Annotated in this window: 23 protein-coding genes and 1 pseudogene; 9 read left to right on the forward strand and 15 right to left on the reverse strand. The window is 57.8% G+C overall.

Features of this window, described 5'->3' with window-relative positions; genetic code table 11:
• Positions 1-102 precede the first annotated feature (102 nt).
• Positions 103-240 (forward strand): entericidin A/B family lipoprotein, encoded by a 138-nt coding sequence (locus GOV38_RS14220; protein ID WP_171100233.1) that lies wholly within the window; start codon positions 103-105, stop codon positions 238-240.
• Positions 241-548: 308 nt separating this feature from the next.
• On the opposite strand, the gene GOV38_RS14225 is transcribed toward GOV38_RS14220, so the two are convergent.
• A complete protein-coding gene (locus GOV38_RS14225; RefSeq protein WP_254430594.1) occupies positions 549-998 on the reverse strand; it encodes a hypothetical protein in 450 nt (149 codons plus the stop codon).
• Positions 999-1185: 187 nt separating this feature from the next.
• Here GOV38_RS14225 and GOV38_RS14230 point away from each other — a divergent pair, with 187 nt between their 5' ends.
• Positions 1186-1548, forward strand: a complete 363-nt coding sequence (locus tag GOV38_RS14230; RefSeq protein WP_171131364.1) for a hypothetical protein — start codon at positions 1186-1188, stop codon at positions 1546-1548.
• Between the two features lie 219 nt (positions 1549-1767).
• Here GOV38_RS14230 and GOV38_RS14235 read toward each other — a convergent pair whose 3' ends face one another.
• The 3 genes from GOV38_RS14235 to GOV38_RS14245 all read right to left on the reverse strand — a co-directional run bounded on the left by GOV38_RS14235 (position 1768) and on the right by GOV38_RS14245 (position 5249).
• Positions 1768-2778: a hypothetical protein gene (locus GOV38_RS14235; RefSeq protein ID WP_171209565.1), complete on the reverse strand. Its 1011-nt coding sequence runs from the start codon at positions 2776-2778 to the stop codon at positions 1768-1770.
• Between the two features lie 15 nt (positions 2779-2793).
• Positions 2794-4593, reverse strand: coding sequence for a translation elongation factor 4 (gene lepA / locus GOV38_RS14240; protein ID WP_171100242.1), 1800 nt, complete (start codon positions 4591-4593; stop codon positions 2794-2796).
• Between the two features lie 119 nt (positions 4594-4712).
• The gene (locus tag GOV38_RS14245) at positions 4713-5249 is read right to left on the reverse strand and encodes a hypothetical protein (RefSeq protein ID WP_171213018.1); all 537 of its coding nucleotides are present in this window, start codon (positions 5247-5249) and stop codon (positions 4713-4715) included.
• A 255-nt stretch (positions 5250-5504) separates the two neighbouring features.
• Between GOV38_RS14245 and GOV38_RS14250 the strand changes: the two genes are divergently transcribed.
• A complete protein-coding gene (locus tag GOV38_RS14250; RefSeq protein ID WP_171209563.1) occupies positions 5505-5813 on the forward strand; it encodes a hypothetical protein in 309 nt (102 codons plus the stop codon).
• Between the two features lie 65 nt (positions 5814-5878).
• Positions 5879-6820, forward strand: coding sequence for a LysR family transcriptional regulator (locus GOV38_RS14255; protein ID WP_171209562.1), 942 nt, complete (start codon positions 5879-5881; stop codon positions 6818-6820).
• Here GOV38_RS14255 and GOV38_RS14260 read toward each other — a convergent pair.
• Entirely contained in the window at positions 6817-7260 is a 444-nt protein-coding gene (locus GOV38_RS14260) for a low molecular weight protein-tyrosine-phosphatase (RefSeq protein ID WP_171209561.1), read from the reverse strand. The two genes, GOV38_RS14255 and GOV38_RS14260, sit on opposite strands and share 4 nt — an antisense overlap.
• Positions 7261-7288: 28 nt before the next feature.
• Between GOV38_RS14260 and GOV38_RS14265 the strand changes: the two genes are divergently transcribed.
• A complete protein-coding gene (locus GOV38_RS14265) occupies positions 7289-7984 on the forward strand; it encodes an NAD-dependent deacylase (RefSeq protein WP_171209560.1) in 696 nt (231 codons plus the stop codon).
• 68 nt (positions 7985-8052) lie between these two features.
• The gene (locus tag GOV38_RS14270; protein ID WP_171209559.1) at positions 8053-8661 is read left to right on the forward strand and encodes a DUF308 domain-containing protein; all 609 of its coding nucleotides are present in this window, start codon (positions 8053-8055) and stop codon (positions 8659-8661) included.
• Between the two features lie 87 nt (positions 8662-8748).
• Here GOV38_RS14270 and GOV38_RS14275 read toward each other — a convergent pair whose 3' ends face one another.
• The 4 genes from GOV38_RS14275 to meaB all read right to left on the reverse strand — a co-directional run bounded on the left by GOV38_RS14275 (position 8749) and on the right by meaB (position 11485).
• On the reverse strand, positions 8749-9234 hold the full coding sequence (locus tag GOV38_RS14275) for a copper chaperone PCu(A)C (RefSeq protein WP_171209558.1): 486 nt from the start codon (positions 9232-9234) through the stop codon (positions 8749-8751).
• A gap of 44 nt (positions 9235-9278) precedes the next feature.
• On the reverse strand, positions 9279-9605 hold the full coding sequence (locus GOV38_RS14280; protein WP_371808530.1) for a hypothetical protein: 327 nt from the start codon (positions 9603-9605) through the stop codon (positions 9279-9281).
• A gap of 420 nt (positions 9606-10025) precedes the next feature.
• A complete protein-coding gene (gene rpmB, locus GOV38_RS14285; protein WP_008756960.1) occupies positions 10026-10313 on the reverse strand; it encodes a 50S ribosomal protein L28 in 288 nt (95 codons plus the stop codon).
• A gap of 191 nt (positions 10314-10504) precedes the next feature.
• Positions 10505-11485, reverse strand: a complete 981-nt coding sequence (meaB, locus tag GOV38_RS14290; RefSeq protein WP_171209556.1) for a methylmalonyl Co-A mutase-associated GTPase MeaB — start codon at positions 11483-11485, stop codon at positions 10505-10507.
• Positions 11486-11598: 113 nt separating this feature from the next.
• On the opposite strand from meaB, the gene hrpB reads away from it, so the two are divergent.
• Together hrpB and GOV38_RS14300 are read left to right on the forward strand one after the other, a co-directional pair.
• Positions 11599-14052: an ATP-dependent helicase HrpB gene (hrpB, locus tag GOV38_RS14295; RefSeq protein WP_171209631.1), complete on the forward strand. Its 2454-nt coding sequence runs from the start codon at positions 11599-11601 to the stop codon at positions 14050-14052.
• Between the two features lie 74 nt (positions 14053-14126).
• Complete coding sequence (locus GOV38_RS14300) at positions 14127-14585, forward strand: NUDIX hydrolase (RefSeq protein ID WP_171209555.1); 459 nt, start codon at positions 14127-14129, stop codon at positions 14583-14585.
• Between the two features lie 12 nt (positions 14586-14597).
• Here the strand turns inward: GOV38_RS14300 and GOV38_RS14305 are convergent, their stop codons facing one another.
• From GOV38_RS14305 to GOV38_RS14320, 4 genes and pseudogenes are all read right to left on the reverse strand, one after another.
• Entirely contained in the window at positions 14598-15575 is a 978-nt protein-coding gene (locus GOV38_RS14305; RefSeq protein ID WP_171209554.1) for a 2-dehydropantoate 2-reductase, read from the reverse strand.
• Between the two features lie 76 nt (positions 15576-15651).
• Positions 15652-16461, reverse strand: a pseudogene (locus tag GOV38_RS14310) (pirin family protein); the annotation flags it as partial.
• A 224-nt stretch (positions 16462-16685) separates the two neighbouring features.
• Positions 16686-17252 carry a hypothetical protein gene (locus GOV38_RS14315; RefSeq protein ID WP_171209553.1) on the reverse strand — a complete coding sequence of 189 codons (567 nt, stop codon included), beginning with the start codon at positions 17250-17252 and terminating at the stop codon, positions 16686-16688.
• A complete protein-coding gene (locus tag GOV38_RS14320) occupies positions 17242-17733 on the reverse strand; it encodes a hypothetical protein (RefSeq protein WP_171209552.1) in 492 nt (163 codons plus the stop codon). The genes GOV38_RS14315 and GOV38_RS14320 overlap by 11 nt, the downstream gene beginning before the upstream one ends.
• Positions 17734-17870: 137 nt before the next feature.
• Here GOV38_RS14320 and GOV38_RS14325 point away from each other — a divergent pair, with 137 nt between their 5' ends.
• Positions 17871-18812, forward strand: coding sequence for a pirin family protein (locus GOV38_RS14325; RefSeq protein WP_171209551.1), 942 nt, complete (start codon positions 17871-17873; stop codon positions 18810-18812).
• A 25-nt stretch (positions 18813-18837) separates the two neighbouring features.
• Here GOV38_RS14325 and GOV38_RS14330 read toward each other — a convergent pair whose 3' ends face one another.
• Both GOV38_RS14330 and GOV38_RS14335 read right to left on the reverse strand, forming a co-directional pair.
• Positions 18838-19707, reverse strand: a complete 870-nt coding sequence (locus GOV38_RS14330) for a hypothetical protein (RefSeq protein ID WP_171209550.1) — start codon at positions 19705-19707, stop codon at positions 18838-18840.
• A 463-nt stretch (positions 19708-20170) separates the two neighbouring features.
• Positions 20171-20650 (reverse strand): hypothetical protein, encoded by a 480-nt coding sequence (locus GOV38_RS14335; RefSeq protein WP_171098188.1) that lies wholly within the window; start codon positions 20648-20650, stop codon positions 20171-20173.
• Positions 20651-20662: the final 12 nt, after the last annotated feature.

Raw genomic sequence — 20662 nt, forward strand, 5'->3', positions numbered from 1 at the left:
GGAACACCCGGTTGTCACCGCGTGGGCGACCGCGGTGAAACATGTAGATCACAGCGGTCAAAACTGCTAGGCAACCAGAAACACGCAGTTAAGGAGTTTCCAATGATCCGTGCAATTCTGATTGGCCTGGCTCTGTTCACCCTTGCCGCTTGCGAAACCGCAAAAGGCGCAGGCAAAGACATCGAAAATGCCGGGGATGCCATCCAGAATGTCGCGTCGGACGTTCAGGAAAACATCTAACTCCGCTTTCGGGCCCCACCTGTTCCGCACCCCAGTGGCCGGACAGTCCCGGATCACCTTACCCGCATCGCGCTGAAGGACCGCGTGGCCTGCTACAGGCTGGGCGCACGACCGCCGTCGCGTGTGCCCTGCCGCGTCAGAACCGCCGGTAGACGGTCATCCGGGCTGCCCGGCCCGCCTCTGAACACAGAGGCGCCTGGGGTGGCTTGAGAAGCGGTTCGGTCCGGCGCGGCAACTGATACTCGTCTGCCACACACAAGGTGCGGCCAGCCTGTTTACCCCCTACAACCGGCCGGGCCGATACCGCTTCAGTTCACCTGACGTTCCAGAACGGTGCTATAGGTCGTTCCACGACGCACGCTACGGAAATCAGCGTAAATCCTGCCGTCCTGATACCGGGCATCGATCAGGGCGTTCACGCCGATCTCGGGATTGGCCGAGCTTTCGACAATGCTGATGCGGGTCGGATCATCCAGACTGATGGTGCCGGTGGCGTCCAACATGCGCCAGTCCTGAGTGGCATTCGACCGCCACTTGCTGGGCCCCCAGAACACATTGTCCTTCTGCTTCTGGATATCCAGCACCCACTCGGCAGTGTTGAACCGCGGGATATCGCCGGTTGTGGTCCGGTTCGGACCCACAGCGGTATAGCTGCCTGTCCAGGTGCCGCGCAGATCGGGCATGTCCGCCATCGCAGCGGTGGCTAGGGTGAGGGACGTGGCCAAAGCGGCTGCTCCGGCAGTCATAAATCTGGTCATGTTCTCTCTCCGTCATCAGGGCCGGTGCTGGCCGTGTTCTACAGATTGGGAGAGCGTGGGACGGTTGCAACTTACCTTAAGGAAACTTCATGAAGGGTTTAGGCAGGCGTTAAGCCCCACCACAGCCTTGACTTGATGCTGCATCGCAGCAACGATCTGCTGTATTTGCAAAACAGGAGATTTCGTCATGTTCGGCCCGTTTTCCGTCTGGTCCCCTCAGTTCCGCTTTCCGCTCAGCGGAGATGTGCAGCAGGATATTGATCCGGTTCTTGCAGGCTCGATCCGGGGTGTCCCCGCGATTGAGGCGCGGGTGCAGCGCGAGGTGGCCAGCTATGGCACCCAATTGGGCAAAGTGCTGGAGGCATTGCAGGCGCTGTCCCAATCCACAGACACCGCCCTGCCCGAGATCGACGCGCTGGTCGACGGGGTTGAGGCCGTCAAGGTGGAGTGCAAGCAGGCCCTGCGGGACCACGCGGAGGAGGCTTTGCGGAAGCTGCAACAGGCTGATCCGGAGGGGTTTGAGGCTTTGGTTGCAGGGGTCAAATCGTAGGGCGCAAACGCGGTTGTTACGGTTGATCTATAGAGATGAGGGCAGCGTCGGCCCGAGGGGAGGCGCAAACGCGCCGCCCCTTGGAGGCGGCCCGTCGGTGTCATCGGGCGGGTGGATTTACGAGCCGCGAAACCAATCTTTCGGCAGGCCCGTGCGATCACCAAGGAATCTACTTCAACAGTCACATCAGATTGACCGCTAGGCCTGCTAGTACCGAGATTACAAACGCGAGGACAATTGAAATTGAAATAGTCTTGAACTTGTCCTCCCTAGTTTTTTTCGCTGTTCATAATCCGCGTGCAGACGGCTATCGCCGGTATTAAGTTGAACTAGTTGGACCGCAATCGTGTTGGTCAAATCTTCCGCTTTTCGGACGATGGTCCTGAATACGACATCGATCAACGCAAAAACAACCACCGCGGCGAGCAACAAACCTGTCAAGGACACTTGCGTGACATCGGATGAACCGAAAAAATTTGCATATACACCGCGGACGAAGAACAACGCCGCAAGTACAGGGAAGACTTTCAGAAAGATCGAAGGCAAACCAAATCGATCATAAATCCCATCGTCTGAAATCAACCTCAAAAACCTAGGAGGATTCCAAAGTTCGATATCTTTTAGATTTTCGTACCAATCGTCTACAACCCCGACAACGCCTTTTGCGACAAGATAGTTCGTATAGCGAATATCAATTTTCGCGGTCACATCATCGTTGTCCAAATGGCGCAGGCGTCTGAAGCCAAACAGGTCATTCTCTTTTGCCATATACACATACTGATGAGACTTTGAAGTCAGGTCCACAACTAGATCTATTGTTTCAAGCTTCTCAGTTTCATCACTGCGAAATACGAAAGAAAAGTGGACCTCCACCGAAGATGTAGGGCTAGTCTTGGCAATCTCGTGCCGCGACAGGGAATCATAGTTCTCGTATCTTGTTCGCGACTTACCCTTGAGTTCATCTGACGCTAAATTTGTTACAACAAACTCAAGTTTAGACGATATTGGCCGATAGGGCCTTACCCACTGATGCAACTGCTCTGAAAGCTGATATAAGTCCGACAACTCAACTTTCGCGGCTTTCCTTCGGGTAACCGTTGTGTTCTCTTTTGCTCCAGTTACTGTATTGAACAGAGCTTCCAGAACTGTGTTCGGAATGGAAGGAAGCGAAGTCCTTTCTCCATTTTCGCTGGAAAGAACAATTTCACCCGAAATATCGCCTTTTTTCATATTAATTCGCCTGTGCTAACTATCCATCTTCAACGCAGAAATAAACGCCTCCTGTGGGATATCCACCTTCCCGAACTGACGCATCTTTTTCTTACCCGCCTTCTGCTTGTCCAGCAGCTTCCGCTTCCGCGTCGCGTCCCCACCGTAACATTTCGCCGTCACGTCCTTGCGCAGCGCCGAAAGGGTCTCGCGGGCGATGACCTTGCCTCCGATGGCGGCCTGGATCGGGATTTTGAACATGTGGCGCGGGATCAGGTCTTTGAGCTTTTCGCACATCGCCCGGCCCCGCATCTCGGCCCGGTCGCGATGCACCATCGTTGACAGCGCATCGACCGGTTCGTCATTCACCAGCACCGACATCTTGACCAGATTATCCTCGGTATAGCCGGTCATCTGGTAATCAAACGAGGCATAGCCCTTGGTCACCGATTTCAGGCGGTCATAGAAGTCGAACACCACCTCGTTCAGCGGCAGGTCATAGACAACCATGGCGCGGCTGCCCGCATAGGTCAGGTCCAGCTGGATACCGCGGCGGTCCTGGCAGAGTTTCAGCACGTCGCCCAGATATTCATCGGGCACCAAAATTGTCGCCTTGATGCGCGGCTCTTCCAGGTGGTCGACCTTCGACAGGTCCGGCATGTCGGCGGGGTTGTGCAGCTCGATCATTTCGCCGTCTTTCATATAGACGTGATAGATCACGCTGGGTGCGGTTGTGATCAGCTCGATATTATACTCACGCTCGATCCGGTCGCGGATGACCTCAAGGTGCAACAGGCCCAGAAAGCCGCAGCGGAAGCCAAAACCCAGCGCCGCCGAGGTTTCCATCTCAAAGCTGAAAGAGGCATCGTTCAGCGCCAGCTTCTCAATCGCGTCGCGCAGGTCTTCAAATTCGGCCGAGTCCACCGGGAAGAGGCCGCAGAACACCACCGGCTGCGCGGGTTTGAAGCCCGGCAGGGCCTGTTCCGCCCCGTTGCGGTCATTGGTGATCGTGTCACCCACGCGAGTGTCGCGGACCTGTTTGATCGAGGCCGTCAGAAAGCCGATCTCACCGGGGCCCAGGCTGTCGACCATCTCCATCTCGGGCCGGAAGACGCCGACGCGGTCGACATGGTGCAGGGTGCCGTTCGACATGAACTTGACCCGCATCCCCTTTTTCAACGTCCCGTCCATGATGCGGACCAGAACGATCACGCCCAGATAGGCGTCATACCACGAATCCACCAGCATCGCTTTGAGCGGCGCATCCAGATTGCCCTGCGGCGCGGGCAGATGGGTGACGATGGCCTCGAGCGTCTCGTGGATGCCCTGCCCCGTCTTGGCGCTGACCTGAATGGCGTCGGTCGCGTCGATGCCGATCACATCCTCGATCTGTTCGGCGACGCGGTCGCAATCGGATGCAGGCAGGTCGATCTTGTTGAGCACCGGCACGATCTCATGATCAGCGTCGATGGCCTGATACACGTTGGCCAGCGTCTGCGCCTCAACCCCTTGGGTCGAATCCACGACCAGCAAAGAGCCCTCAACCGCGCGCATGGACCGGCTGACCTCATAGGCGAAATCCACGTGGCCGGGGGTGTCGATCAGGTTCAGCACATATTTCTCACCATCATCGGCGGTATAGTCGATGCGCACGGTGTTGGCCTTGATGGTGATGCCGCGCTCGCGCTCGATATCCATGCTGTCGAGCAACTGTTCCTTCATGTCGCGATCCTGCACCGTTCCGGTCTCTTGGATGAGCCGGTCGGCAAGGGTGGATTTACCATGGTCGATATGCGCGACGATGGAGAAATTGCGGATATGAGCGAGGTCTGTCATGGGTTGGGGATATGTAGAGGAATCGTGGGTTGGTCAAGGTGGGATAACTGTGCTGGCGATGCCGCGAATGATCAATGCTGGATGTTCTGAGTACTCGACCACATGCATGCACAGAGCAATTAGGAAACCGGTGCACAATCCTTAGTTAGCTTGTAGTGGCTTTCACTTTGAATTGTTTGAGAAAAATCTAAAGACAAGATGAGATCTTTGAGAAACACGCTGTGACAAGTAATATCTCTTGCATAGAATTGCCGGCGGTCAACTGCGATCAGATCGAATGGCCGAACCCTCTCAGCAAAACGTACATTTACTTCAATGGAAAAGGGTGCCTCGCCCTCATTCGCCACAAACGATTTTTCAACGCCCAAATCGGCGACTATCTTCAACTCACCAGCTTCCTCGAAGTCATCCACAAGGGCTATAAACATATCAAAATCTGATAGATTGTTTGACGGAAAACTGAAATCAATTTTCTCCTCAACATCTAAGGCCCTCACTTCCCCAAGAAGTTGATTTGTTACTCCAACCACAAGCACTCTGACTGGCCTGTTTAGTTCGTCGAATCTATCTTGAGATTCCGCTGACCCCGGCGTGCCGATCAAAATGAAAAGCAACATAGCTTGGAACAAGCTCAGCTGCGCCGTCTTCATAAGCATATCTAACCCCACTGGTCAAAGTCGCCGGCACACTATCGCAGTACATATGTCTTTCAAGGCCTGTTCGTAGGCTTGATCGAAAGACAAATGCACATTGTTTACCTGTCCGATAGGTTCATCAGAACGCGAAACTAGAAACTTGCCCATCACAATCTCGAACCACCCGATTGATCCGCTCCCCCGTTTGATTCATAATCCCGCCCAGACCGAGAGGGGCATCAGACCCGTCCGGGCAGGCAAAAACGAGGCTCGAGCATGAAACAGTTCCTCTTAACAGCATGTTGTACGGTATCGCTGGTGGCCGTGGCACCCGTTGTAAACGCGGCGCAGATCAAGCAGGCGTGTTTGGCATCGGATCGTGAGGCGGCGACGCGGGATCGGTGCTCTTGCATTCAGCGCGTGGCCGATCAGGCGCTCACACGCAGCGATCAGAAAAAGGTCTCGAAATGGTTCGAAGACCCGCATCAGGCGCAGCAGCTGAAGATGTCGCAGACCGCGCGCGATGATGCGCTGTGGGATCGCTATCAGAATTTCGGCCAGATGGCGCAGGCGATCTGTAGCTAACCCTCGTCAGTCCTTGACCTGACCCGCCCTGCGCCTCAGAAAAGGCGCAGTGAAAGGGATCGGCGATGGTGATGAAAGGGGTGACCCTGCGCGGGCTCGAAGTGTTCGAGGCTCTGGCGCGGACGGGATCGGTGGCGCAGGCGGCCGAGATCACCGGACTCAGCCAGCCTTCGGTCAGCCAGCAATTGCGCAATCTGGAAAAGGCGTTGGGCACCGATCTGGTTGATCACGGGCGACGCCCGATGCGCCTGACCCAAGCCGGGCTCAGCTTTCTGACGCGGGCCGAGGCCGTTCTGGCCGAGCTGCAAATGGCGCAGAGCGAGCTGACGGTGATGGATCTGGGCCACCTGACCACGCTGTCCATAGGGTTGATCGATGATTTCGACAATGACCTGACCCCGCGTCTAGCCACCCTGTTGGCCGACAACCTGACGCGGTCGAAATTCAAGCTGATCACCCTGCCCAGCCTGGATCTGTTTGCCGAACTCGAAGCACAGCGCCTGCATCTGGCAGTGTCCGCCCATAGCGGCGAGGTGCTGGAAGGCGTGATCGAATACCCTCTGGTCCAGGACCCGTTCATTCTGGTTGCGCCAAAGGGCGCGGACGATCCGGTTCAGACCCTGCCCTTCCTGCGCTATGCCCGCGAACAGCTGATCAGCCGTCAGATCGAAGGCCATCTGGCCCGCCAGCAGCTTGAGTTCGAAGAACGGTTCGAGATCGGCTCGCATCTGGCCTTGATGGCCATGGTCGCGCGCGGTCTGGGTTGGGCGATCACCACGCCTCTGGGCTATATGCGCGCCGCGCGGTTCCACGAGGGGCTTTCGGCCCATCCGGCCCCGTTCGGTGCGTTTTCGCGCACGATTTCGCTTTTCACCCGCACCGACTGGTCCGATCAGGTACCGCAAGAGATCGCCGACATGATCCGCCGCCTGATGCGCAGCCAGATCATCGACCCGGCCATCGCGCAGCTGCCCTGGCTTCGCGAAGAACTGAAGGTGATGAGCTAACCTTTGAGATGCGCGATCAGGCCGTCTGCTGCCGCCTCGATCAAGTCCAGCGCGCCATCAAAGTCACGCGTGTAGTACGGATCGGGCACATGATCGGCTCCGGTCTGTGGGGCAAAATCGGTGAACAGGCGCACGGGCGTTTCGTTTTCGCGCGGGCGCAGCGCTTCGATATCGTTCAGGTTGTTGTCATCCATGGCGATGATCAGATCGAACCGGTCGAAATCCGCAGGCTCGAACTGCCGCGCCCGCAAATCGCTTAGGTCGAACCCGCGCGCACGCGCCGCCTGTTGCATCGGCTCATATGGTGGATCCCCGATATGCCAACCCGAAGTTCCTGCACTATCGGTCACATGATGCGGCGCGCCTGCGCGAAATACGCCCTCGGCGGCAGGCGACCGGCAGATATTGCCCAAACAGACGAAAAGGATACGGTGTGTCATGCGCCAAGATGTACCCCGAGGAGCAGGCATGGAAAAGATCGTCATTCTGACCGGAGCAGGTATTTCTGCCGAAAGCGGGCTTAGCACCTTTCGCGATGAGGGCGGCCTGTGGGCGCAACACCGGATCGAAGATGTGGCGACGCCCGAGGCGTTTGCGCGTAACCCTGCCCTCGTTCAGGGCTTTTACAACGCGCGCCGTCAGCAAGCCACTGGCGTAGAACCCAACGCAGCCCATAAGGCGCTGGCGCGGTTGCAGCGGGACTGGCCGGGTGATGTTGTTCTGGTGACCCAGAATGTCGACAACCTGCATGAGGCAGGCGGTGCTCACGACGTCCTGCATATGCACGGCACATTGGCCGGAGCGCTATGTGCGGCTTGCGGCCACCGCTGGACGGCTCCGCCTGAAATGGCCGTGGATGAGCCCTGCCCGGCTTGCGCGGCGCCGAAAGGGCGGCCAGATGTGGTCTGGTTTGGCGAAATGCCCTATCACATGGACACGATCTATCAGCATCTGGCCAACGCTGCGCTCTTTGTTGCGATCGGCACTTCGGGTCAGGTCTATCCCGCCGCCGCCTTCGTACATGAGGCCGCAGCCGCAGGGGCCCATACGCTTGAACTGAACCTGGAGCCGTCAGACGGAGCCGCGCATTTCAACGCAAGGCGGTTTGGCCCCGCCACCGAAATCGTTCCCCTTTGGGTGGATGAATTACTGGGCAGACGCTGACAACATCACTGCAGACGCAACCGGGCAGCTTAGGCTATGCTGGATTTGACATAACCCGAGGACCTACCATGACCGACTCAGACCCCAAACAAGGCGAGATTGTTGACGACGACAGCTTTGCCACGCGCGAAGCGTTAAGCGCGCAGTTGGGCGAGCTATGGTGGACGTTCCTGATCCGGGGCATTCTGGCCGCCTGCGTTGGCATTGCGGCGCTCTTTTGGCCAGGCAGCAGCATTTCGCTGCTTTTGCGTCTGGTCGGGCTGCTGCTGATCCTGGACGGTGGCCTCACGCTGCTGGGATTTGGTCGGCGCGGGCTGGTTGGTGGCGTCGGGATTGGTGCTATCGTGATTGGCCTGATCCTGTTGATTTGGCCGGAAGGGGCCGCAAAGCTCGCTTTCTTCCTGCTTGGTGCCTGGGCGCTGATCATCGGGATCGGATCTCTGGCCGCCTGGCGACAAATGCATGAGCGTGACCCGCAGCGGAACGCCATGCGCAATTCTGGCTTCGCGGCTTTGGCAATTGGATTGCTGTTGCTGTTCGCGCCCGGCATTGGCCTTGTGGCGCTGGGTTGGGCCATCGCACTTGCGGCGCTTGCCATCGCTGCAGTGATGTTCTGGCTGACGGCCCGCTTCAAACGCGCAAGCGACCGGGTGGGCATAAAAACGGTCAATCGCTAACCGAATTCATAGGCGGATCAGACCGGGCAACGCCCGGTCTGACGCATGGATGACGGCCGCTTAAGCGGCCCGAAGACAGGCGTTCCTCTAATGTGAATGCGCTCCATGGCCATCCCCGTGACCAGGGTCTGCTTTCCGCTCAAGATCAACCGGGATCTCGATGTCAATTTCTCCCGCGTTTTCAAAGATCAGTGTAACCGGAACACGTACGCCCTGTTCGAAAGGCTGGGTCAGCCCCATGAACATCACGTGATCCCCGCCACGTTCAAGCGCATGGCTTTCCCCCGCCGGTATCTCAAAGCCCTCTTCGACCTCCATCATCCGGGCCACGCCGTTGTCATCCACCTCATGCGTGTGTAACTCCACCCGAGCTGCCGCCTCTGATCTTACACCGATCAATCGATCAGCCGTGTCGCCATCATTGACGATCATCATGAAGGCTGCCCCAGCCTTGGCGGTTGCGCCCGACGACCGGGCATAGGAATCGTCAACCTTGATACTGCTTTCGGCTGCGACGGTTGTGGCAAGGGCAAAACTGGCCATCGCGACCAGAACTGTGGGTTTGAGCGTCATAGCGCTGCTCCTGTCTTTATTTCTGTCTTTGAATATCCGTAGAATCAGACAAAAACAGGAGGCGCCCGGGCCAGGCTGCACAGAACCCGCACTACGATCAGGTTCTGAGCATGGCTGGGAACGAAATCGCGTGCGATGTCGGGCGCTTCGGGCAGTTCAGGATGCGCGGTAAAGATCGCGCCCAAAAGGGTTGGCGCATAGTCCGGGCAGTAGTGCGGCGCCTGTGTGGGTTGCCCGTCTTTGTCGACATAGACAACAACAGGACCAGCGCCTGTGCACAGCACCATTTGGCCTGCCACATGATCCACACCGCGTGACGCTGCCAGTCCCTGACCGGTCAAGATGACCGCCAGCGACAGAACAAAGGCCAAGAATATATGACACCGCGTCTTCATTTACGACAGGGATTACGCGGAAACGAATTCCGGTGACAAGCAACAATCGCGACCTGCGGCGTTGCGTCAAGCGTCGAACTGTGGGTCCTTGGCAGCATGGGTCGTCAGACTGACATGCCGACGATTAACCCTTTGTTGCATCCGAATACACCTGCTGATCGCTTGTCCGACAAAAACGGGAACTTGAGTTAGAAAATCAAGGGACTTGAAGGGCATCGGCTGTCTCCGCTTCTAGAATTTGAGCAAACATAACAAACATTCCCCCTTTGTTATGTGAACATCTTCACAGACGCGATCAAACGATCCTTTTGGAGCACGATCCAGAGAGTCGACCGATCAAAAGAAAAAGCCCCGCACCAGCAGGTACGGGGCCGAAATTCGATGAAACGAAAATCTTTACGCCGAAGCTTGCGCCTTGGCGATTTCCTTTTTCACTTTCAGTGCGTTTGCCGACAGCTCATCATCCTTGGCTTTCGCCAGGAACGCGTCCAGACCACCGCGGTGATCGACAGAGCGCAGTGCAGCAGCGGAAATGCGCAGCTTGACGCCACGGCCCAGAGTTTCCGACTGCAGCGTAACGTCATTCAGATTCGGCAGAAAACGACGACGAGTTCTGTTTTTGGCGTGGCTGACATTGTTGCCAGTCATCGGGCCTTTTCCGGTCAGTTCGCAACGGCGCGACATGGTTTCTTCCTTTGTTTCTAGAGGCCGGGTTAAATACCCTCGGCCAAATCACAAGGGGCGCAACCCGAAGTCGCGCCCGAAAACTGGTTGGATGCGTGTAGTGGGAATCGCGCAGAGGGTCAAGACGGCTGCGGCGAAATCTTTGCCCGATTGCAGAATTCTCTGTTCTGCCCCAAACGGGCCATCCAGGATCAGGTCTTGGGCACCAATGTCGCCAGCATTTCAGAGGCCGCTGCCGAGGGGCTGAGCAGCCCCGCACTGACCTGACCGCCCAAGCGCGCCATATCAGCCCGTGCCTGTGCCGTGGACAGCTGCGCCAGCAGGGCTGAGCGTACCTCTTGTTCAAACCAGTATTGCGCCTGTGCAGCCCGGTTCTGCGCCCAATGTCCGGTTTCTTTCCGCCAGTTTCGCAAAGCTTGCATCTCGGCCCAGACCAGTTCCAGCCCCTGCTCTTCGACCGCCGAGACCGTCATCGCCTTTGGAAAGCCTTCGGGGTCTTGGGGCCGCTTGCGCAGCAGCCGCAGTGCTCCGGCATAATCCGCACAGGTCCGTGTTGCAGTGGATTTCAAATCGCCGTCGGCCTTGTTGACCAGGATCATATCAGCCATCTCCATGATGCCGCGCTTGACCCCTTGCAGCTCATCCCCGCCCGCCGGAGCCAGCAACAGCAGGAACAGGTCCGACATCTCGGCCACCACGGTTTCAGACTGGCCGACACCCACCGTTTCGATCAGCACAACATCAAACCCCGCTGCCTCACACAACGCAATGGCCTCGCGGGTGCGGCGTGCGACGCCGCCCAAATGGCTTTGGCTGGGCGACGGACGGATAAAGGCGTTGGCCTCACGGCTGAGCCGCTCCATCCGAGTCTTGTCGCCCAGAATCGACCCTCCAGACCGGGCCGAGCTTGGATCAACAGCCAGAACTGCCACCCGCAAACCCAGCGCGATCAGCATCATGCCAAAGCTTTCAATAAAGGTGGATTTGCCCACGCCCGGTGTCCCCGACAGCCCGACGCGCAACGCTTGTCGACCAGAACCCGACAGCTTGGCCAGCAGCGCGCTGGCCTGGGCCCGGTGATCCTCGCGCCCGCTTTCGACCAAAGTGATCGCTCGGGCCAGCGCGCGCCGTTCACCGTTCAAGATCCTGTCGCTCAGGCTGTCTATGTCCATGGGCCCCTCGTTTTACTGCGGCACGACACCTTGTGGTCGCTCAGCCGAAAATGTCCAGCCCCGCGCCGCGATGCAATCTGGACGCCACCGGATGGATTGCGGATAAAGCGACCATGTCACCGCGCCTGCCCATAGAAGATGCCCTGCCCGAGCTGTTGGACGCCCTCAAGGCCCACAAGCGCGCCGTTCTGCAAGCGCCCCCCGGAGCAGGCAAAACCACACGGGTTCCTCTGGCCATGCTTGAGGCCGGTCTATGCGAAGGCAAGATCCTGATGCTGGAACCCCGCCGTCTTGCCGCGCGCGCCGCCGCTGAACGCATGGCCGACACCCTGAATGAACGCGCGGGTGAAACCGTGGGTTATCGCGTGCGAGGGGAGGCCAAAACTTCAGCCAAGACCCGGATCGAGGTTGTGACCGAAGGCATCCTGACCCGCATGCTGCAATCCGACCCTGACCTGCCCGGCATTGGTGCGGTGATTTTTGACGAGTTCCACGAACGCTCCTTGAATGCCGATCTGGGACTGGCGCTGTGCCTAGAGGTCGCCGACGCACTGCGCGACGATTTGATCCTGCTGACGATGTCGGCGACGCTGGATGCCGAACCCGTGGGTCGGCTGATGAACGCGCCTGTGGTCACTTCGGCCGGGCGCAGTTTCGACGTCGATCTGCGCTGGCTGGAGCGTCCGCTGAGCCCCAAGGCGCGCCGTTTGGACGCTCTGGTCGATTTGGTTGTTCAAGCCGAACGCGATACGCGCGCCATGGGCGGTGGGATTCTGGTCTTTCTGCCCGGCGAAGGTGAGATCCGGCGCGCCGAGGGGGTTTTGACCCAACTGCTGCCGGACAGGTGCCAGGTTCATCCCTTGTTTGGTGCCCTGCCCTTTGCCGCCCAGCGCGCGGCCATTGCTCCGGCCAAGTCCGGGCGCAAGGTGGTGTTGGCTACGTCGATCGCCGAAACCTCATTGACGTTGCCTGATATTCGCATCGTCGTCGATATGGGCCAATCGCGTCGGGCACGGTTCGATCCGGGCTCGGGCATGTCGCGCCTGGTCACCGAAAAGGTGACCCGCGCCGAAGCCACGCAACGCGCCGGGCGCGCGGGGCGTGTGGCCGAAGGTGCGTGTTACCGGCTGTGGTCCAAAGGCGAAGACGGCGCGATGGCCGCCTTTCCGCCCGCAGAGATTGAAGCAGCCGATCTGACCGGCCTTGCCCTGGAATTGGCGCTTTGGGGCAGCGAACCGGGTGATCTGGCCTTTCTGACGCAGCCGCCCGAGGGTGCGTTGACCGAAGCGCGTGGTCTGTTGCGCATGCTGGGCGCTTTGGACAGCAACGGGCGTATCACTGATCACGGGCGGGCGCTGGCGGCGCTGCCGTTGCATCCAAGATTGGGCCATATGCTGGTCGCTGCGGGCTCTGCTGCGGCCCCGCTGGCCGCCTTGATGGCGGAACGCGACCCACTGAAAGGTGCCCCAAGCGACCTCTCGTTGCGCCTTGAGGCCCTGCGCGATCCCCGTGCATTTCAGCGCAATCGTCCCTGGCAGGTTCATGCGGGCGCGGTTGACCGGATCACATCGGAAACCAAGCGCCTGCGGGTTCAAGCCAAAGGGCATGGGCCTGATCTGTCACCTGCCGCCATGGCCGCGTTGGCCTATCCAGATCGGGTCGGACAGCGGCGCAAGGGCGACGCACCGCGGTATGTCATGTCGGGCGGAAAGGGCGTTGTGCTCGACAATGCAGACACCATGGCCGCCGCGCCCTTTCTGGTGGTGATCGACACCGACGGCAACCCGCGTGAGGCGCGTGTCAGGTTGGCTGCCCAGATCACCGAAGGAGAGTTGCGCGCGCTCTTTGCCGATCAGATTACCTGGCACAAGACATGCAGCTGGTCCAAACGGGATCGGCGCGTGGTGGCGCGGCAGCAGGAACGGCTTGGTGCGATCAATCTGGATGACCGGATCTGGAAAGACGTTCCCGAAGATGCCGTTGCCAATGCCATGCTAGACGGCGTGCGTGATCTGGGCCTGCGCCTGAAAGGCCCTGCGGCGCGGCTTGCCGCGCGGGTGGAGTTGGTGCGTGCCTCAGGTGTTGATTTGCCCGATTTCTCGCCCGAAGGTTTGATGGAAGATATGGAAAGCTGGCTCCTGCCGATGCTGACCGGTGTCCGCAGTGCCGACGATTGGAAGCAGTTCGATCTGCTGCCCGCGCTGCGCGCCCGGCTGGACTGGTCTCAGACGCAAGAGCTGGACCGCCGCGCGCCCGGGTCGTTTGAAACGCCGCTGGGGCGCAAGATCCCCATTTCCTATGACCATGCTGTTCCCGAAATCGCGGTCCGCCTGCAAGAGGTCTTTGGCGTCACGCAGCATCCCCAAATCGGCGATCAACCGTTGAAGATCACATTGCTGTCGCCCGCCCAGCGACCCATACAGATCACACGCGACCTCCCGGGGTTTTGGGCCGGGTCCTATGCGGATGTACGCAAGGATATGCGCGCACAATATCCCAAACATCCCTGGCCCGAAGACCCAACGCAGGCCGACCCGACCCTGCGCGCCAAACGCCGTCGTGGTTGAGCGGTTGTGCAACCGGAACCAGACCGCTATGACGCAAGGTCAATGCCTTAACGGCGCGTGTTCAGCGGACTCAAATGGCCAAGAAACTGCGAAAAATACTGCAAAAGGTCGTGCGACCCATGATCCTGCGCCCCAAACGGGTGCAGTTCGCGGCGCTGTGCACCCGAAAGAAGAAAGGTCAGACCCAAGTTCTGCTGATCACCAGCCGCGATACCGGGCGCTGGGTGATCCCAAAGGGCTGGCCCATTGACGGGCTGGACGGTGCAGGATCAGCTGCGCAAGAGGCCTGGGAAGAGGCAGGCGTGCGGATCACAGCCTCTGACACCAAACCGATGGGTCACTTCACCTATGACAAGGTGCTCAAGGACGGCTCGGCAGTGCCGGTTCGAACCACGGTGTACCGTGTGCACGTAAAGGAATTGGCCGACGAGTTTCCCGAGGCGGGCCAAAGAGAGCGAGAATGGGTAACGCCGCAAGAGGCAGCGAAACGCGTGCACGAGCCAGAGCTGAGCGCCATACTGCGGACACTCTGAAGCGCGTTTGCCTTAGAATGCGCGGATTTTCTCCGGCGTCATCGGATCACCGCGCGCCTGCAGGATCAGATCGACCACACGGCTGCAGAGCGGTGCGCGAACCCCGTTTTGGGCGGCCAGCCGAATAATCTCGCCTTGCAGGCTGTCGATTTCTGTCACACGCCCTGCCATCATGTCATAGGCCATCGAGGTTCTGGCCTCGGGATCAACAGTCAGCATTTTGGATGCGATCCTGGAAAACAATGGCGTTGGCAATCGCAATATATGGGGCACCATCCAGGCCGGTACGGGGGTTGTCGACGCAACCGCTACCCCGGCGGTTTTCAAAATCCCCAAAGCCTCGGCCATTTGGTCCGCCATCAATCGACGCCAACCCGGGTCCATCAGTTGCGCATGCACCGTCAGGCCGGACAGCGCGTTCAGGGCATTGTTGAGGTTCACCACCAGCTTGCCCCATTGCACCGCTTCGATCCGGTTGCTGGCGCTTATCGGAAGATCCGGGCAAGACAAACGCGTGGGCAAATCCCCGGCACCATCCTCGATCACGATATCGCCCGAGGTCGCGCGGTGATAGGCTGCCACCCCTTTCGGAACAACGTTGAATGGCACCATCCCGGCCCTGACATCTCGGGTTTTCAATGTGTTACGCAGAATTCGAGCGCTCTCCATCCCATTTTGTAGGGAAATTACTGGCGCGGTCGCCGGTGCATATTGCGCGATCAGGTTGGCCATATCGGCGGTTGCACCTGTCTTGACGGTCACAAGCACAAGGTCGGCATCGGCCAAATCTGTTGGATCCTCAGTCAGGGACAGCAAATTGGTGGGGATTACCTGATGCTGCCCCGCAATGTCGGTGATCTTCAACCCGTGGCTGCGGATCGCATCCAGCACCCGCGCGCGGCCCAACAACATCACGTCCTGTCCAGAATGTGCCAGGCACCCTCCGACATAGCACCCAATGCTGCCCGCCGCGGCAATCGCGATTTTCATGGCGCCCTCCCTGAACTCCTCACAGGATTACCGCGACATGGCACAGAGACAAGCCGCAAGCGCGATGACGTGGCGTTTACCGCGCCAATCGCGGCTTTGTGCGCTCAAGTTCTGCAGAAATCGGAATGAACTCCTGATCGTCACCCGGCGGCAAATGGAAGGCCCCGTTGGCCCAATCCGCCTGTTTCCACTCCTGCGTTGCGGTTTCGATCTTTTCTTTCGAGGACGACACAAAGTTCCACCAGATATAGCGGTCTTCGTTCAACGTGGCACCGCCCAGCAGCATCAGCCGCGCCCCCAGCGGACCGGCGGTCACAGACAGCTTGTCACCGGGGCGAAACACCATCATGCGACCGGCATCAAAGCTGTCCCCTGCGACTTCGACAGAGCCTTGCGTGACATAGACACCGCGATCTTCATGATCATCCGGCAGCGGAAAGGACGCGCCCGGTTCAAGCTGAACATCCAGATAGAAGGTTTCCGACAGCATGGTTACCGGGCTCGTTTCGCCATAGGCCGACCCAAGGATCAGCCGTGCGCTGACACCGGCATCTTGAATATGCGGCAAAGCCCCCTGCTTGTGATGCTCGAAATCCGGGGCCATGTCTTCGTGTGCTTCGGGCAATGCGATCCATGTCTGAATACCGAAAAGCTTGTTCTGCCGCGCGCGGGTCTCGGCGCTGGTCCGCTCGGAATGCGTGACCCCGCGCCCGGCGACCATCCAATTAACCTCTCCGGGATAGATCATCTGATGTGTGCCGATGCTGTCGCGATGTTCAAACTCACCCTGATAGAGGTAGGTCACCGTGCCCAATCCGATATGCGGGTGCGGACGGACATCGATACCACCTTCGGTGATGAACTCGGCAGGACCCATCTGATCAAAGAGTTTTATTCGAAAAAAGGTTTAGGGCCTATCAAACAGCAGGAGATCGGCTGTTTCCGAGACTGCACCCGAGCATCCGGCGTACCCGGTCGGTGTCCCTTGGGTTTTCCCCGAGTGATCCAAGAGGCCACGGGGGGATTGAGGGAAGGATCACGTATTCATAACCCGCTCAGATTTTTCACTCAAAATTCAGAGCCGTAACACGTGGAAACCAAGACAACGACTCACGGAACAACGTAGGGTAGCGGAGGTTTTTGATCAGGAAAATCTTCGCATTTTCTCATGTGAGCCATGGCCCATGCGGTTTCTTCAGGAAAGCACTTGGATGCCTCGTCCCACCATCGCTGAGGCGACCCTGGGTCCTTCATATCGATCTCGTCAATGATGCTGTTGTGGCGAATTCTGATCAATTTGAGAAGGACGTTGAGTGAGTACTCCCGCCCATCAAATTCTACAACGGCAAACCCACTATCGCCACCTCGTCCCGGAAGAATTATTCCGTAGGCATCAACAATATTCTCAAGGTTTGTGAGTGTAAAAGTTGAACCCAAGGTCTTTTCAAGGGTGGAAGCTGCTCCAAGCGTGGGTCTCCCTCGCCTTCCCGCGTCACCACCATCTCCGCCTATTGCGATACCGCCTCCTATATGCCGAGACCCGCCGCCACCTCCTCCGACCGCTCCCGGAACGTTACCGCCTCGACCGCCACGACCGCCTATGGCTATTCCCTCATTACCTTCGACCTCCACGTTACCTCCGTGGCCTCCTCTGGGAAAACGGTCTTTATCCGGCATCGCCGCCGTCTCCCCCTCGTGCTTTTCCTTTCCCGCCTATCACCTTTGCGCTCCCTCCAGCTCCACCCGAGCCGAACATGCCACCACCTTTGCCTCCCTTACCGCCAAAAGCTTCTCCATCGGCATTTTCCACTGAGGCATCACCACCTTTACCTCCCCCTCCACGCTGCCGCCGCCAAAAGGTCGTGTAAATCGCTACACCTAGGGCAGCTATCGCAACCGCTGCTGAAATGCCGCCATGCCAAGGTTGAGAAAGGAATTCCAAAACATTCGCAAGAATTGTACTCTCGCCATCGGTAGAAAGTGGGTCGGTGACTTGTTTGGGTAGTATAAGCATTTTCTCACAACTACATTTATTCAAATACTTCTTTCTTATTCGATAACTGACAGCACTAGGCTCAGTTCTTCTGCTTGCAATTCTAGTACATGCACAAACGAGAGAACAGAATAATCCGCCACCGCGAAACATAGCAAAATACACGTAATCGGCATTCAGTCTCGGTCATCGCTACAACCCCTAAATCACTGTGCACCCCCGCGCACACCCTGAGCATTCCTTGGGGTTCACTTCCCGTCTCCTTGAGCCATCTTATCGACAAAGCCAAAGGAGTACGCCCCATGTCTTGGAACCCTGCGCTAGACCCCCATTGCCCGACAGGTGACGCCGTGGACGCCATCGAGACCGTCATAATCCCTCGCGCCCGTGATCTGGGCGGCTTCGAGGTACGCCGCGCCCTACCCGCACCGAAGCGCCAGATGGTCGGAAGTTTTATCTTTTTCGATCAAATGGGACCCGCAGAGTTCTTGCCCACAAAAGGCATGGACGTACGCCCTCACCCGCATATCGGCTTGGCGACGATCAGCTATCTGTATCGTGGACGAATGCACCACCGAGATAGCCTTGGGACGGACTCGTGGATCGAACCGGGGGCGGTCAATTGGATGATTGCCGGTCGTGGTATCACCCACTCAGAGAGAACCGATGATAAAACCCAAGTGGACCCTATGCCTTTCTTTGGCATCCAGACTTGGGTTGCACTGCCAAAGGATCACGAGGACCTAGACCCTACCTTTGAACACGCCCCTGCTGATGCTCTGCCGGTGATGGAAGGTGAAGGCAAGGAGGTGCGTCTGATCCTCGGTAACGCCTACGGTGAACGTGCGCCAGTTAAGACGCCCGCAGAGATGTTCTACGCCGATGCTGTGCTTCAAGCCGGTGCCAGCATTCCACTGCCAGATGATCACGAGGATCGCGGGGTGTACGTTGTCGAGGGGTCGGTAGAGGTCTCCGGGGATACCTTCGAAGCGGGTCAAATGATGGTGTTCCGTCCCGGTGATCGGGTATCGATGAAAGCGGGTGAAAGGGGGGCACGGGTGATGCTGCTTGGTGGTGAGACGCTCGAGGGACCCCGGCATATCTGGTGGAACTTCGTGGCGTCATCCAAGGAGCGCATAGAAGAGGCCAAAGAGGCTTGGAGGGCTGAGGCTTGGGAAAGTAATCCCCGTTTCCATCTCCCGCCCGGTGACGATCAGGAGTTCATCCCCCTTCCGAGAAGGTAGCCTTCGTTCGCCACGTCAACCGCATTCAATCCTCGTCGAATGAGACCCGCCTTTCTTGCTCAATGATTGGGCCAGCACCTCGGACATGAGGGTTCCGCCAACTCAAACCTCCTGCCCGGTTACGCATCATATGACCCCGAACCCAATGCGCACGGCGTGTCTGTCTCTCCTCGTCGCCGTGGTCGTCTATTTCTTGGGTCGCTTGAAGCTGTCGTTTCCCAAGTTCGCCTAGTTTGACCTTTATGATCCGTCTGTTTGGTAGAGGACGACCCGACTTCTGATGTCTCCGCCGTTCGGCACGTGGGTAGGCAGGCACTTCATCCTTCTCTAACATCGCGTTGTGGTCGAACAAAACCGACATCCCAACCGCTATGCTCAAGAACATAAAGCACAAGGATTTCTCCTGTTCCATCGCCGCATCATCCGTGATGTCATCCCCATATGCTCGCGCGAGTTTCAGTGACGGGGAATGTCGCACGTCAACCGACGTTCCTCGAGACTCGAAAATGAGAAGATTGGGTAGAGAGCCTTCGTCATTGGAAAAAAACACCTGCGTGTAGAGCGCATCTTCGTCTTGTGTAATAAGCGCTGCTGGCCAGAAGCCGGTCTGAGTTTCCGGTATCGTCAACAACATTGCCGGAAAGGGCAAACGAACGCTACTGTACATACTGTCCAGACCGTCGATCTGCATTTGCATTGATAGGTTGCGAAGCATCACCTCTGCCTGCTCATCTATCTGATACACTTGCGCAACGCTGAGGATTTCTCTTTGCCGCTCTCCGTGAGTCTCCAATTCGCTCAATAGATCGGGAGCAAGGTCTCCCCTTGTCAGGCCTCTTAAAGAGAGCATGATTGCGGGATAGCGATCATACATTTTCAGAAGATTGGCAAGCATTGATCAGACCCCAAAAAGCAGCGTTTAAACAGTGTGTTTGTTCGTTCGCATACCGGTCCCGCCTTGAGACTTAAATCACTTTGTAGGCCATTTCGTTGCACCTGATGCTTAATCGCTACTTTACGTTCAACACAAAAAGGAAGGAGCCATGGCGGCTCCCTCCAAGTTCACTCAACGTCACTCTCTAAGCAAATCCTCGAAGCTCCTACGTCCAACCCGCACAGTTGCCCCGCCAGCCTTCACCGGGAATAACTCACGGTTCCGCTTGACCTGCGCCTTCATGAACTCACCCGGACCACGTTGTTCTGCCCTGATGATCTCCTGTAGTTGCTTGAACGTCGCCTTGAGCGGCCTTGCGGTAAGCCTCAATCACCTTCCTGATGAGCGCTCCCCGCTTGGGTAATACGCAAAGTCAGCTATGCGGACGGAGCTGCCATACGAAGTCTCTGCATCAATGACCGCTTCAAGAGCTTTCCGGCTGCCAAAGCTGAACGACATTGCCCTCAGGATCAACAATGTCTTGAACAAGGTTCTGACGGAACTTCCATTGCTTCATATCTGGAACCGGCCTGCCACCGATCTCTGGCAGTATTTCGAGCACATCAGCAATGGAAATGGTGCTGATTATTGGTTTCATAGGCGTGCCGGAACGCACCACTGGGGGGTCTTCGATGACAATTTGTGGTGCAATTGTCTGTGGAACCTGCAGAATTATGAGTTCGGTATCGGCATTCGAGATGGCCGCAAATTCACCGTCGATCCCGTCGGTCTGTTTGCCGCCAATCGCGAGATAGAAAGCACGCAGTTTTTTCAAGTCTTTTGCGTACAATACGGCACCTTTGAGCATTGCAAAATACCTCCAGAGCCTTGCGTAGCAGACATTGGCCGACGTTGCAGCATCGGTGAATTCGGGCTCGCTCAGGACCTTCGCCGCATGACTCATCAAGGTCTGCGG

It is taken from the genome of Ruegeria sp. HKCCA5839 (assembly GCF_013035585.1).
Classification (GTDB): Bacteria; Pseudomonadota; Alphaproteobacteria; order Rhodobacterales; family Rhodobacteraceae; genus Ruegeria.

What these genes read in the sequence shown, in the direction of transcription:
- GOV38_RS14220 (WP_171100233.1), top strand. Translation starts at nt 103, where the DNA reads ATGATCCGTGCAATTCTGATTGGCCTGGCTCTGTTCACCCTTGCCGCT.
- GOV38_RS14225 (WP_254430594.1), bottom strand. Translation starts at nt 998, where the DNA reads ATGACCAGATTTATGACTGCCGGAGCAGCCGCTTTGGCCACGTCCCTC.
- GOV38_RS14230 (WP_171131364.1), top strand. Translation starts at nt 1,186, where the DNA reads ATGTTCGGCCCGTTTTCCGTCTGGTCCCCTCAGTTCCGCTTTCCGCTC.
- GOV38_RS14235 (WP_171209565.1), bottom strand. Translation starts at nt 2,778, where the DNA reads ATGAAAAAAGGCGATATTTCGGGTGAAATTGTTCTTTCCAGCGAAAAT.
- lepA (WP_171100242.1), bottom strand. Translation starts at nt 4,593, where the DNA reads ATGACAGACCTCGCTCATATCCGCAATTTCTCCATCGTCGCGCATATC.
- GOV38_RS14245 (WP_171213018.1), bottom strand. Translation starts at nt 5,249, where the DNA reads ATGCTTATGAAGACGGCGCAGCTGAGCTTGTTCCAAGCTATGTTGCTT.
- GOV38_RS14250 (WP_171209563.1), top strand. Translation starts at nt 5,505, where the DNA reads ATGAAACAGTTCCTCTTAACAGCATGTTGTACGGTATCGCTGGTGGCC.
- GOV38_RS14255 (WP_171209562.1), top strand. Translation starts at nt 5,879, where the DNA reads ATGGTGATGAAAGGGGTGACCCTGCGCGGGCTCGAAGTGTTCGAGGCT.
- GOV38_RS14260 (WP_171209561.1), bottom strand. Translation starts at nt 7,260, where the DNA reads ATGACACACCGTATCCTTTTCGTCTGTTTGGGCAATATCTGCCGGTCG.
- GOV38_RS14265 (WP_171209560.1), top strand. Translation starts at nt 7,289, where the DNA reads ATGGAAAAGATCGTCATTCTGACCGGAGCAGGTATTTCTGCCGAAAGC.
- GOV38_RS14270 (WP_171209559.1), top strand. Translation starts at nt 8,053, where the DNA reads ATGACCGACTCAGACCCCAAACAAGGCGAGATTGTTGACGACGACAGC.
- GOV38_RS14275 (WP_171209558.1), bottom strand. Translation starts at nt 9,234, where the DNA reads ATGACGCTCAAACCCACAGTTCTGGTCGCGATGGCCAGTTTTGCCCTT.
- rpmB (WP_008756960.1), bottom strand. Translation starts at nt 10,313, where the DNA reads ATGTCGCGCCGTTGCGAACTGACCGGAAAAGGCCCGATGACTGGCAAC.
- meaB (WP_171209556.1), bottom strand. Translation starts at nt 11,485, where the DNA reads ATGGACATAGACAGCCTGAGCGACAGGATCTTGAACGGTGAACGGCGC.
- hrpB (WP_171209631.1), top strand. Translation starts at nt 11,599, where the DNA reads ATGTCACCGCGCCTGCCCATAGAAGATGCCCTGCCCGAGCTGTTGGAC.
- GOV38_RS14300 (WP_171209555.1), top strand. Translation starts at nt 14,127, where the DNA reads ATGGCCAAGAAACTGCGAAAAATACTGCAAAAGGTCGTGCGACCCATG.
- GOV38_RS14305 (WP_171209554.1), bottom strand. Translation starts at nt 15,575, where the DNA reads ATGAAAATCGCGATTGCCGCGGCGGGCAGCATTGGGTGCTATGTCGGA.
- GOV38_RS14315 (WP_171209553.1), bottom strand. Translation starts at nt 17,252, where the DNA reads ATGCCGGATAAAGACCGTTTTCCCAGAGGAGGCCACGGAGGTAACGTG.
- GOV38_RS14325 (WP_171209551.1), top strand. Translation starts at nt 17,871, where the DNA reads ATGTCTTGGAACCCTGCGCTAGACCCCCATTGCCCGACAGGTGACGCC.
- GOV38_RS14330 (WP_171209550.1), bottom strand. Translation starts at nt 19,707, where the DNA reads ATGCTTGCCAATCTTCTGAAAATGTATGATCGCTATCCCGCAATCATG.
- GOV38_RS14335 (WP_171098188.1), bottom strand. Translation starts at nt 20,650, where the DNA reads ATGAGTCATGCGGCGAAGGTCCTGAGCGAGCCCGAATTCACCGATGCT.